Here is a 12,672-nt window from a genome sequence, read left to right as displayed (position 1 = left end):
GATGAAAAGAGTCTTGGCCTTGGGCCTGTGCATGTTGCTGGCCGGCTGCGCCAGTGGCCCTCGAATCGACACGCGACATACCTCTGTGGGCCATGACAGCCGTGTGCAGTTCATTGTGCTGCACTACACCTCGAGTGACCTGGAGCGCTCGCTGGATATCCTCAAGGGCGATGGCGTCAGCAGCCACTATCTGATCGGCGAGTCGCCGGCGACCATCTACCAGCTGGTGGACGAGAACCGCCGGGCCTGGCATGCCGGCGACAGCCAGTGGCGGGGCCGGACCTGGCTCAATTCCAGTTCGATTGGTATCGAGCTGGTCAATCGAGGCTATATCGAGGGGGAGCAGGGCCGGCTCTGGTATCCCTATTCCGATGCGCAGATCGATGCGCTGATCGTGCTGCTCAAGGACATCATGCAGCGCCACGGGCTAAAGCCCGGCGCCATCATCGGGCACAGCGACATCGCTCCGCAGCGCAAGGTCGATCCTGGTCCCCTGTTTCCCTGGAAGCGTCTGGCCGACGCGGGGCTGTTGCCCTGGCCGGATGCCGCCGTAGTTGCTCGGCAGCGGAGCCTGTATGCGCTGCAATTGCCGGATATAGCCTGGTTCCAGGCGCAGCTTGCGGAGCAGGGCTACAAGGTGCCGGAGCATGGTCAGCTGGATTCTGAGACGCGCAATGTCATCGCGGCTTTTCAGATGAAGTACCGGCCGACCCGCTTCGATGGTGAGCCCGATGCCGAAACGGCAGCGATTCTGGCGGCGCTGAGCGCAAACCCTGACTAATGAATGTTCGCGGGACATACCCTTTTAGGAGCGGGCCTGCGAGCTTTTACTAGGCCGTACAGGCATTCAAAAGCAGGGCTCGCGGACAGGTCCATTGCCCCGGAAATGTCTGCAGAGCCGGGTAGCTCGGCGTTGCGTCAGACCGGCAGAGCCATGTAGAAGATCGTCCCGTGGCCGATCCGTGAATGCACGCCGATGCGGCCCCCATGCAATTGGACGATCTCCTTGCACAGCGCCAGCCCCAGCCCGGCGCCGCCGCGCCGGCGACCGATCTGCACGAAGGGTTCGAAGATCCGTGTCTGCTGGCTGTAGGGAATGCCTTCGCCATTGTCCTCGACGCTGAGAATCACCCGCTCTCCATGGTGCCGGGCGAGCAGGCGAATCTCGCCGCCTTCCGGAGTGTGGCGTAGAGCATTGCTGAGCAGGTTGTCGAAGACCCGCTCCATCTGCTGCTGATCGAGCAGCAGGGTGGGCAGCGGCGACTGCAGTTCCAGGGTGATCTCGATGTTGCTCTGCGCTGCGGTGGCGAGGAAGCGTTGCCGAGCTTCGCTGAGCAGCCGGCCGGCATCGCAAGGGGTGGGTTCAAGCTTCTGCTGGCCGCTCTGGTAACGCGAGAAATTCAGCAGATCATTGATCAGGGTGACCAGGCGCTGCATCTCTTCGCGCACGGTCTCGAACAGCTCGGCCTCGCGGCTGCCGGCCGGCTGGCGGATGCGTTCGTGCAGCAGGCTGAAGGCCATTTGCATACCGGTTACCGGGGTGCGCAACTCGTGGGAGGCGCGCAATACGAATTCGTTGCGCACCCGCTCGAAGGTGCGCTGGTCGGTGACGTCGTGCAGCACCATCACCGCTCCGCTGATGCGACCGTTGTGGTGGTTCACCGGGCTGATGCGCCAGGCCAGCAGCCGGCGTTCACCGTCGGCCTCTATGATCAGGTCCTGCGGTGGGCCGGACAGTGGTTTGTCGGCCAGCACCTGCTGCGCCGTCACGTCCAGTTCGGGGTGACCCAGGGCCTGGCCCAGCGTCGAGCCGATGTGCTCGTCTTCCCAGGCCAGCTGTCGCTGTGCGACCGGGTTGGCATGTTCCAGGCGCCCCTGACGGTCGATGATCAGCAGGCCGTCATCGATGCTGTCGAGCAGCGCCTGCAGGCGCTGCTGGCCGTTGATCAGGGCTTCGACGTTGGTCTGCTTGAACTGGTGCAGGGCCTGCGACATCAGGCCGAAGCGCCGGATCAGCGTGGACAGTTCGGCGATGGGGGTGGCCGGCAGGCTGATATTGAAGTCGCCGCGCCCGATCTGGTCGGCGACCCTGGACAACTGCTCGATGGGATCGCCGAGGCGGCGCGCGAAGCCGTGCGCGGTGACGAAACCGATCAGCAGCACCGCCACGCCGGTCAGGCCCAGCAGCCCGGCCAGCAGCTGCGAGCGCTCGCGGCTGCGCATTTCGGTATCGCGGATCTGGTCGTAGGCGTTCTGCTGCATGGCGACCATCAGCTCGCGCACCTGATTGAAGGACTGGCTCAGGGTGTTGTCTTCGAGCAGTGTCAGCTCCGCAGCGGGGGCGGAGCGCACTTCGGCGAGGAAGCTGGCGTAGGCGTTGCCGATGTTCTGGTAGCTCTGGTAGTCGCTGTCCTGCGTCGCCTCGGCCAGGCCCTTGGCCAGTGCGTTCTGGAAGATCCGGCTGGATTCGTCGAGCGCCTCGCTGTCGTACTGCTCGCGCACCAGGATGAGCAGGTGGTTGCCGAGCGCCTGGCGCAGCTGCTGGTTGATTTCAATGACGCTGAAGTTGTCGCGGATCAGTTTTTCCTGGCTCTGCGCCATCTGCACCACGCTGACCAGCGCCAGCACCAGGCCCAGCAGCGCGACGGTCATCAGCGCCGAGAAACCCAGAAACAGCCGGGTTCTCAGCTTCATCTGGAGTTTCATAGGCCGTATTGCTTGCGCTTGCGGTACAGGGTGGAGGCATCGATACCCAGCGTCCGGGCTGCCTGGTCGAGGGTGTCGGCGGTGCTCAGTACGCCAGCGATATGCGCTCTTTCCAGCGCTTCAAGGCTGAGTGCCTCACCAATTCTTGGTGCGCTGCCGGTGGTCTGTTCGGCCAGACCCAGGTGGCTGACCTCGATCATTTCCTTCGGGCAGATGATGCTGGCGCGCTCGACCACGTTACGCAGTTCGCGCACGTTGCCAGGCCAGCGATAGCTTTTCAGTGCAGCGATGGCGGCGTCACTGAAGCCGCGCGCCGGTCGCCCATAGTTCTTGACGAAGAAGGCCAGGAACCGTTCGGCCAGTGCCAGCACGTCCTCGGGCCGCTCGCGCATGGGCGGCAGATTGAGGGTGATGACATTGAGGCGATAGAGCAGATCCTCGCGGAACTTGCCTTCTCGGACCATTTCTTCGAGGTTCAGGTTGGTTGCGGCCAGAATGCGTACATCGGCCCGACGCGTGACCGGGTCGCCGACCCGCTCATATTCCTTGTCCTGGATGAACCTGAGCAGCTTGGGTTGCAGGGCCAGGGGGAAGTCGCCGATTTCGTCGAGAAACAGGGTGCCGCCATCGGCCTGGTTGACCCGCCCCAAGGTGCTCTCGGTGGCACCGGTAAAAGCGCCGCGGTTGTGCCCGAACAGCTCGCTTTCCATCAGCTCGGCTGAGAGCGAGGGGCAATTGATGGTGATGAACGCCTTCTTCGCGCGCCGGCTCCAGTTGTGGATCGCGCGCGCTACTTCGCCCTTGCCGGTGCCGGACTCACCGAGAATAAGGATGTTGGCATCGGTATCCGCCACCTGCCGGGCAGTCTCAAGTACACCCATCATGGCGGGGCTATGGGAGCCCAGCGCATCGTTGCGCTTGGGCATCTCGCCTTCCAGCGCTTCGAGACGTGCCGCCATCTGCCGCACTTCGAGTTGCTTGGCGGCGGCAAGGCGCAACTGTTCGGGGCTACAGGGTTTGACCAGATAATCTGCTGCGCCCGCCTGCATGGCGTCCACCGCCGTATCCACCGCCGAGTGGGCGGTAACGATCACCACGCGCATCCAGGGCGCGAGGATGCGCATCTGCTGGAGCACATCCAGACCGTTGTCTTCGCCCAGGCGCAGGTCCAGAAAGCATAGGTCGAATACCTGGCGTTGCAGTACGGCCTCGGCTTGCGCGGCGCTGGCGGCCGTTACCACCGTATAGCCGCGATCTTCCAGGCAATAGCGGAAGGTGCGCAGGATGGCGGCCTCATCATCGACCAGGAGAATACGGCCATCGGTGTCGCTCGTTTGATCCATGAATACTCCAGAGAAGCAGTGAAAATCGTGTTCTGGCTATTAGGCTGGGAACGCGTGGGTGCGACTGTTTTGGCGAGTATGGCTCGGCGCCTGCGTTAGTCTACGAAAAGTCTTGCAAGTTGCATGGTTCAAAAGTGCGATTCCCGCACTGTGCAACTTATTTTCAAGCGAAACGCCCGCGTAAGTATCTGATTTTTCAGGCAAGTATTTTCTCTTCCAGCTGGCACGCAGCTTGCGGCCTGTCTCCAGGTATACCGCTCATCTGGAGGACCCCATGAATCAGAACATGACGGAGCTCAACGAGCTCATCGAGATCACGCGAGACGGCCAGCATTTCTACCAGCATGCGATGGCAGAGGTTAAGGACGTCGAACTGCAACACCTGTTTCGCGATATGGCGCAGGCCAAGACGCACATCATTCAGGCGCTATCGGTGAAAGTCGCAGCGCATCAGGAGCAGCCCGCCCAAGGTGGCACCCTGGCGGGTAAGTTGCGTGAAATGTATGCCGACACCAAGGCTCGGCTCGGCGATACCGACGCGGTCTATGTGGACCAGCTGGATCAGACCGAGGAGCGCATTCTGGCTGCTTTCGAGGACGCGCTGACCAATGCCGAGCCGGATGTGCGTGCACTGCTGGCCATCGAGCTGCCGAAGATCCGCGCGTGCCACGAGCGCATGCACCGACTCAATCACGGCGGTCAGCGTTAGCCGTCATGCAAAGCGCACGAAGGCCAAAACGGCCATCGTGCAATTTACGTCGGAAGGCTCCTTGGACTCGAATGTAACTAATTGATATCTAAAGAGAAATTGAGCGATGTAAAGCTGGCACGGGGGCTGCAATAGAACTCCCGAACACAGACAGTTTTGCAAGCACGCCGGGAGGAAGTTGAGGATGAATCGTCAAGCGCGTTTCTCACTGCTGGGTAAAGGGGTTTTCGCTGCGGCGGTAGTGGCGTTGATAGTCGGCGCCGAACAGCCGATGTCGCAACCGCTTGGTCAGTTGCCTTCTGAACCCGCGGAACGAATTCGCATGTACGACGCTCAACCAGTAGGGATTGTCCAGACCGGACCGGCAGCTAACAGGGTCGAACCCGGGCAGCTGCGGTCAGAACAACGCTGGGTTTTCTGAGTGCTAGCCGATCGCCAGTTGGCGATCCTGCGGAAGTTGTCTTAGACCTGAAGAGGAGTCACACCATGCTGAGTTGGGCCATTACATTCCTGATAATTGCAATCATTGCTGCCGTCCTTGGGTTCGGCGGTATCGCGGGTACTGCAACAGGTATTGCCAAGATCCTGTTCGTGGTCTTCCTGGTGCTGTTCGTAGCATCGCTGATTTTCGGTCGAGGTCGCGGGCCACGTGTCTAAAGCAACAAAAGCCGCCCGCAAGGGCGGCTGTAACACTCGCAGCAATCCCTTCTGTTTTTTCCTCTGAGCTTCCGCTCGTCCTTCCTTACATTCCCTATGAATTGCCGGCATTCGTGTGCATGGTCGTCGCCCTTGCGCACCGCTATCATCGCGCGCATTCATCTGCGGGGATAACCATATGCTCAACGGCCTCTGGCTAGGCTTCTTTCTGCTTGCAGCAGTGGCTGCGCTGGTGCGCTGGCTGATCGGTGGCGATCCGGCGGTGTTTGCCGCGATGGTGGAGAGCCTGTTTGCCATGGCACGCTTGTCCGTGGAAGTAATGATCCTGCTGTTCGGCACACTGACGTTGTGGCTGGGCTTTCTGCGCATTGCCGAAAAGGCAGGGTTGGTCGAGCTGCTCGGTCGCGCTTTGGGGCCGCTGTTCGCCCGGCTGATGCCTGAAGTGCCGCGCGGTCATCCAGCGTTGGGGCTGATTACCCTTAACTTTGCCGCCAACGGCCTCGGGTTGGACAATGCCGCCACACCCATTGGCCTCAAAGCGATGCGCTCGTTACAGGAACTCAACCCCTCGAGTACCACCGCGAGCAACGCGCAGATTCTCTTTCTGGTGCTTAATGCCTCGTCGCTGACCTTGTTGCCGGTGTCGATCTTTATGTATCGCGTGCAGCAGGGCGCCGAAGACCCGACCCTGGTGTTTCTGCCGATCCTGCTCGCCACCAGTGCCTCGACGTTGGCCGGGCTGCTGTCGGTGGCGCTGATGCAGCGCCTGAGGCTGTGGGACCCGGTGGTGCTGGCCTATTTGATCCCAGGCGCGCTGGTGTTAGGCGCCTTTATGGCGCTGCTGGCCAGCCTATCGTCGGTAGCTTTGGCACAGCTGTCGTCGCTGCTGGGCAACCTCACCCTGTTCGGTCTGATCATTGCGTTCCTGGTGGTCGGTGCCTTGCGCAAGGTTCAGGTGTACGAGAGCTTCGTCGAGGGCGCCAAGGAGGGCTTCGACGTAGCGAAAAGCCTGCTGCCCTACCTGGTTGCGATGCTGGTGGCGGTCGGCGCTTTGCGCGCCTCGGGGGCGCTGGAGTTCGGCCTCGACGGCATCCGCTGGCTGATCGAGGCGCTGGGCTGGGATACGCGTTTCGTCGATGCGCTGCCCACTGCCCTGGTCAAACCGTTCTCCGGCAGCGCGGCACGCGCGATGCTGATCGAAACCATGCAGAACCATGGCGTCGACAGTTTCCCCGCGCTGGTCGCGGCCACCATGCAGGGCAGCACCGAAACCACCTTCTATGTGCTGGCCGTGTATTTCGGTGCGGTCGGCATCCAGCGCGCCCGACATGCGGTGGGCTGCGCACTGTTGGCTGACCTTGCCGGCGTGGTGGCGGCAATCCTGGTCTGCTATTGGTTCTTCGGCTGATAACGGCATTACATGGGGTACTGCAAGCGCACCGGCGATCCGGGATCGCAGTGCGAATCGACGCTTGTCGACTTTAGGTTCCCGGTAAGACTTGCGAACCGGACGTGATTGCATAGGTCGTAAAATGACGATGGCCTGCTAGACTCGGAACTTCTCGCGAAGGCTCACAAGGCTCGGCGAGGCTGTAGTGGTGTACAAAATCCAAAACAACCAAAAAAGGAGTGAATCCATGAAAGGCAAATCCTTGGCATGGATATTTTCCGCCGCGTTGGCGGGGACTTGCCTGAGCGGTGCGGCTCAGGCGCAGGAACGTTTCGTCACCATCGGCACTGGCGGACAGACCGGTGTGTACTACGTTGCCGGTCAATCCATCTGCCGCTTCGTCAATCGCAACGCTGAGAACCTCAAGTGCAACGCTCCTGCCAGCGGTGGAGGTGTTGCGAACGTCAATGGCCTGCGCAGCGGCGAGTTCAATTTCGGCATCATGCAGTCGGACCACCAGTACAAGGCGATGGAAGGCACCGTACCCTTCGACAAGGAAGGGAAAATGGATGACATCCGCGCGGTCTTCTCCCTGCAGAGCGAAGTCTTCACCGTGCTGGCGCGTCGCGACGCCAACATCAAAGGCCTTGATGATCTCAAGGGCAAGCGTGTCAACATCGGTAACCCTGGCTCCGGTCAGCGCGATACGCTCGAAGAAATCATGAAGGAAAAGGGCTGGAACAAGTCGGTCTTCTCCCTTGCAGCCGAGTTGAAGCCGGCCGAGCAGGCCAGCGCCCTGAGCGACAACAATATCGACGCCATGACCTACTTCGTCGGTCATCCCAACGGCGCTATCCAGGAGGCCACTACCACCGTCGATGCAGTGCTGGTGCCCATCACCGGCCCGGAAATCGACAAGCTGCTGGAAGAGAAGAGCTACTACACCAAGGCTGAGATTCCCGGCGGCCTGTACCGTGGCAACGACCAGCCTACGCAGTCCATCGGCGGCAAGGCCGTGCTGTCCACCACTGCCAAGGTCGATGCCGACGTGGTTTACCAGTTGGTCAAGTCGGTGTTCGAGAATATCGAGCGCTTCCAGCGCCTGCACCCGGCGTTCAAGGACCTCAAGCCTGAGGACATGATCAAGGTCGGCCTGAGCGCACCGCTGCACGAAGGTGCCGAGCGCTACTACAAGGAGCGTGGCTGGCTGTGACGCCGTTGGCGCACAGCTTTGTCTGTCGCCATGCGTCATGCTTCACCCGAAACCCGTGAGCCGAGTCGGCCACGGGTTTCTTGGGTTATCGATTCCTGAAAAAACAGGCCCATTGCATGCAAGACAAACACCTCTCCACCGAGGAGCTGATCGCCCAGGACGTCGGTGCACGACTACCTGTTGGTCCGATGGCCAAGGCGATCGCCGGCCTGGCCCTGGCCTGGTCGCTATTCCAGCTGTGGATCGCCTCGCCGCTGCCCTTCATCTTCCGCATCGGCGTGCTCAACGACACCGAGACCCGCTCGATCCATCTCGCATTCGCGCTGCTGCTGGCGTTTCTGGCCTACCCGGCGTTCAAGCGCTCGCCACGCGATCGCGTACCGCTGCTGGACATCGCTCTCGGCCTAGTGGCGGCTGCCAGTGCAGCTTATTTGTTCATCTTGTATGAGCAGTTGGCCCAGCGACCAGGCAATCTGACCACCCTTGATCTGGTCACCGCCTGCATCGGCATTCCACTGTTGCTTGAGGCTACGCGCCGAGCGCTCGGCCCGCCACTGGCAATCATCGCCCTGGTATTTATCGTCTACAGCCTCGCCGGCCCCTGGATGCCCGGATTGCTTGCGCATCGCGGTGTCAGCTTCACGGCGATGGCCAACCACCAGTGGATCACTACCGAGGGCGTATTCGGCATCGCCTTGGGCGTCTCCACCAGCTTCGTCTTTCTCTTCGTGCTATTCGGCGCCTTGCTCGAACGCGCCGGGGCAGGGCATTACTTCATCCAGTTGGCGTTCAGCCTGCTGGGCCATATGCGTGGCGGGCCGGCCAAGGCGGCGGTTGTCGCATCCGGCATGACCGGGCTTATCTCCGGCTCGTCCATCGCCAACGTGGTGACCACCGGTACCTTCACTATCCCGATGATGAAAAAGGTCGGTTTCTCCAAGGAGAAGGCCGGCGCGGTGGAAGTGGCCTCTTCAGTCAACGGCCAAATCATGCCGCCGGTCATGGGCGCTGCGGCTTTCCTGATGGTGGAATACGTCGGCATGCCGTACGTGGAGATCATCAAGCACGCCTTTCTGCCGGCAGCGATTTCCTATATCGCGCTGCTCTATATCGTGCATCTGGAAGCCCTCAAGCAGGGTATGCAGCCGATCGGCACTCACCAGCCCAAGCCCTGGCTGCGACGTCTGACCGGCTTTGCTTTCGGCGCGGCACTGATCAGCGGGTTGTCGCTGGCGGTCTACTACGGACTCGGCTGGCTCAAACCGGTGCTCGGCGACTACGCGTTGCCGGGTATCGGGGCTCTGCTGGCGATCGTCTATCTGGCGTTGCTCAAGGTCGCGGCGAACAATCCGCCACTGCCTGCGGAAGATCCGGATAAACCGTTGGAAGAGCTGCCGGTTACGCGCACCGTACTGCTCTCCGGCCTGCATTTCCTGCTGCCGGTGGTGGTACTGGTCTGGTGCCTGATGATAGAGCGCTTGTCGCCCGGCCTTTCGGCGTTTTGGGGTACCGTGATGCTGGTGGTAATTCTGCTGACCCAACGGCCGCTGCTCACCTGGATGCGCGGCGATGGCGGGCAGACCCACGGCGGTTTCGCTGACGGTGTGGTCGACCTGCGCGAGGGGCTGATCGCCGGTGCGCGCAACATGATCGGTATCGGCATCGCCACGGCGGCGGCAGGGGTGATTGTCGGTGCGGTGTCGCAGACCGGTGTCGGACTGGTGCTGGCGGACCTGGTGGAGATGCTCTCCATGGGCAATCTGCTGCTGATGTTGATCCTTATTGCCGTCTTCAGCCTGATTCTCGGCATGGGGCTGCCCACCACCGCGAACTACATCGTGGTGTCCAGCCTGCTAGCGCCGGTGGTGGTTGCTCTTGGTCAGCAGAATGGATTGATCGTGCCGCTGATCGCGGTGCATCTGTTCGTCTTCTACTTCGGCATCATGGCTGACGTTACGCCGCCGGTTGGGCTGGCTTCCTTCGCCGCGGCGGCGGTCTCGAAGGGCGACCCGATCAAGACGGGTATCCAGGCGTTCTACTACAGCCTGCGCACCGCGGCGCTGCCGTTCCTGTTCATCTTCAACACCGACCTGCTGCTCATCGGTGTGGACTTCTGGCACGGCGTGCTGGTCTTCGCCGTGGCAACCGGCGCCATGCTGGTGTTCGCCGCCGGTACCCAAGGCTACTTTCTGGTGCGCAGTCGCTGGTACGAAAGCGTTCTGCTGTTGCTGGTGGCCTTCACCCTGTTCCGCCCTGGGTTCTGGATGGACATGGTGCACGATCCTTACCAGGACATCCCGCCGGCGGAACTGGTCGAGGCTCTGGAAGCGGTAGACAAGGACAGCCAGCTGCGCCTGCGCATCCGCGGCGAAGATGCCGTTGGTGATGCGCGCGAGTTCAGCCTGCTGCTGGCGATTCCGGATGGCGAGACGGGCGAGGAAAAACTGGAGAAGATAGGCCTGATGACCTACGAACAGGACGGCAAGGTGCTGATCGACAGCGTCACGTTCGGCAGTCCGGCTGCCGAGGCCGGCCTGGAATTCGACCAGGAAATTCTCCGCGTTCGGGCGCCAATCGATCGCATGGCCAAGGAGTGGATGTGGATTCCTGGCCTGCTGCTGTTCGGCCTGATTGTCTGGCTGCAACGGCGACGGGCTGCTAGTCAGACGCCAGGCATTGGCAGTACGGGTCAGCGACCACGGCCCAGCTAGTGAAGAAGGTACGGGCGACCTTGCGCGATATGCGCGGGTCGCCCGCCTCTGGCCTACACGGCTGCGCCATTGGCCGATGCGCCTGAAGGCAGTGGGTCCTCGCCGCTTTCCTCACGCTTGCCGACTGGTGAGGCTGCGTCTGCTTCAATGGCGGCATAGGCTGGGCTGCAGAACAGCGAATTGAGCCGTTTCATGTCGGCAATCAGCTCCAGATGCGTGGCGCTGGTGTCGATGCTTTCCATCACGCGGTGGTGCAGGCGATGGACGTGGGCGTGGGCCAGCTCCCGTTCATGTTTGCGAAACTGCCGTTTCTGCTCCAGCAGCTGCCTGGCACTCTGCGGGTCGCTGGAGAGAAACACGGACAGGCCCAGGCGCAAATTCGCACTTAGCAGAGCATGTAGACGGTTCAGCTCAGCCAACCCGTCAGGGGAGAAGGAGCGGCGCTGAGTAGTCTTGATGCGCTGAATCTTGCCCAGCATATGTTCGATGATGTCTCCGGCCTGCTCGAGGTTGATCGTCAGCTCGATCGTCTCTGCCCAGCGTCTTCCCTCCTGCTCGGCCAGATCCTCGCGCGGCATGCGTGCCAGATAAAGCTTCACGCCGCTATAAAGCGCATCGACGTCGTCATCCATGCGGCGGATCTCATCGCCGGCTTCAGGTCGCTCATCGCGTAGGACATCCTGCAGACGCGCCAACATGCTTTCCACCAGGTCGCCGATGCGCAGCGTTTCGCGTGCGGCATTGGCCAGGGCCAGGCTCGGGGTATCGAGCGCGGCCGGGTCGAGAAAGCGGGGCTGGGCGATGCCGGTTTCCGCCTTGCGCTCCGGTAGCAGGTAGCCGCAGAGTCGGGCCATCAGGCTGACGGTAGGCAGCAGTGCCAGGCAGCGCAGCGTGTTGTAGGCCAGATGAAAGCCGATCACCTGGGTCTGCGCGCTGTAGCCGAGGGTGCCCATCCATTCCACCAGCGGTCCGAAAAACGGCAGCACGGCCAGCCCGGCGAGCTTGTAGAGCAGGCTACCCAGTGCCACGCGGCGGGCCGGCGCCGATTGCAGGCTGGCGTTCAGCCAGGCGAGGACACCGCTGCCGATGTTCGCCCCGATGATGACGCCCAGCGCGACAGGCAGACCGATAAGGCCGGCACCGGCCAGCGTCGCGGTCAACAGCACGGCGGCCAGGCTGGAGTAGGAAAGCAGGGCGAACGTGGCGCCGAGGATGACCGCCAGCAGGGTGTCGCCCGCGAGCGAGGAGAACAGCACCTGCATGCCGTGCGCCTCGGTGATCGGGGTGGCGGTGGAGACGATCAGCTGCAGGGCGAGGATGATCAGGCCCAGGCCGATAAGCACCCGGCCGATCTGACCTGCACGCGACTGCTTGCGCGAAAGAAACAGGCAAACCCCCAACAGCGTCAGCAGCGGCGACAGCCAGGACAGATCCAGGGTCAACACCCGGGCCATCAGCGCCGTACCCACGTCTGCACCGAGCATCACCGCAAGCGCAGTGGGCAGCGTCATCAGGCCCTGGGCCACGAACGAGATGGTCAGCAGCGCCGTGGCATTACTGCTTTGCACCAGAGCAGTCACCCCGATGCCCGCGCCGAAGGCCAGCGGCGAATACCTGATGCTCTGGCCCAGCAGGCGCCGCAGGTGCGAGCCATACACCCGCATGATCCCGGTACGCACGATGTGCGTGCCCCAGACCAGCAGAGCAATGGAAGACAGCATGTGCAGCAGCGTCAGCATCGGCTCGGCTCCGGATGTTGGATGATTGACGGCCACAGGCAACCACGCCGTAGCGGCCGTGATCAGTGGGGTATATGGGGTGGACCATAGCCCGGCGGTGACTGTTCACACAATTGTCATCAATTGAGGTGCCGTTGATCCACAGCCTCTGGAGCCTGTGATGTAACACCATCGACAGGCCCGCTGGCAGGGTGCTTCTTGCTA

The 12,672-nt window shown here is 61.9% G+C and carries 9 protein-coding genes; 6 read left to right on the top strand and 3 right to left on the bottom strand.

Features of this window, described 5'->3' with window-relative positions; genetic code table 11:
• Window position 1 precedes the first annotated feature (1 nt).
• Entirely contained in the window at window positions 2-781 is a 780-nt protein-coding gene (locus tag BN1079_RS10445; protein ID WP_037026778.1) for an N-acetylmuramoyl-L-alanine amidase, read from the top strand.
• A gap of 137 nt (window positions 782-918) precedes the next feature.
• On the opposite strand, the gene BN1079_RS10440 is transcribed toward BN1079_RS10445, so the two are convergent.
• A complete protein-coding gene (locus tag BN1079_RS10440) occupies window positions 919-2,706 on the bottom strand; it encodes a KinB sensor domain-containing domain (protein ID WP_037024191.1) in 1,788 nt (595 codons plus the stop codon).
• Window positions 2,703-4,049, bottom strand: a complete 1,347-nt coding sequence (gene algB / locus BN1079_RS10435) for a sigma-54-dependent response regulator transcription factor AlgB (RefSeq protein ID WP_037024189.1) — start codon at window positions 4,047-4,049, stop codon at window positions 2,703-2,705. Before algB ends, BN1079_RS10440 begins: the two co-directional genes overlap by 4 nt.
• Window positions 4,050-4,323: 274 nt before the next feature.
• On the opposite strand from algB, the gene BN1079_RS10430 reads away from it, so the two are divergent.
• The 5 genes from BN1079_RS10430 (at window position 4,324) to BN1079_RS10405 (ending at window position 10,729) form a co-directional block, all read left to right on the top strand.
• Window positions 4,324-4,758, top strand: a complete 435-nt coding sequence (locus tag BN1079_RS10430; protein ID WP_037024188.1) for a ferritin-like domain-containing protein — start codon at window positions 4,324-4,326, stop codon at window positions 4,756-4,758.
• A gap of 486 nt (window positions 4,759-5,244) precedes the next feature.
• Window positions 5,245-5,415 carry a DUF1328 domain-containing protein gene (locus BN1079_RS17370; RefSeq protein ID WP_003282841.1) on the top strand — a complete coding sequence of 57 codons (171 nt, stop codon included), beginning with the start codon at window positions 5,245-5,247 and terminating at the stop codon, window positions 5,413-5,415.
• Between the two features lie 178 nt (window positions 5,416-5,593).
• On the top strand, window positions 5,594-6,823 hold the full coding sequence (locus BN1079_RS10415) for a nucleoside recognition domain-containing protein (protein WP_037024185.1): 1,230 nt from the start codon (window positions 5,594-5,596) through the stop codon (window positions 6,821-6,823).
• Window positions 6,824-7,052: 229 nt separating this feature from the next.
• Window positions 7,053-8,018, top strand: coding sequence for a TAXI family TRAP transporter solute-binding subunit (locus BN1079_RS10410; protein ID WP_037024184.1), 966 nt, complete (start codon window positions 7,053-7,055; stop codon window positions 8,016-8,018).
• A gap of 116 nt (window positions 8,019-8,134) precedes the next feature.
• Entirely contained in the window at window positions 8,135-10,729 is a 2,595-nt protein-coding gene (locus BN1079_RS10405) for a TRAP transporter permease (RefSeq protein ID WP_037024183.1), read from the top strand.
• A gap of 53 nt (window positions 10,730-10,782) precedes the next feature.
• On the opposite strand, the gene BN1079_RS10400 is transcribed toward BN1079_RS10405, so the two are convergent.
• Complete coding sequence (locus BN1079_RS10400; RefSeq protein WP_037024182.1) at window positions 10,783-12,468, bottom strand: Na/Pi cotransporter family protein; 1,686 nt, start codon at window positions 12,466-12,468, stop codon at window positions 10,783-10,785.
• Window positions 12,469-12,672: the final 204 nt, after the last annotated feature.

This window comes from Pseudomonas saudiphocaensis (genome assembly GCF_000756775.1).
In the GTDB taxonomy this organism is placed as follows: domain Bacteria; phylum Pseudomonadota; class Gammaproteobacteria; order Pseudomonadales; family Pseudomonadaceae; genus Stutzerimonas; species Stutzerimonas saudiphocaensis.
This window is presented reverse-complemented; position numbering and strand designations above follow the sequence as displayed.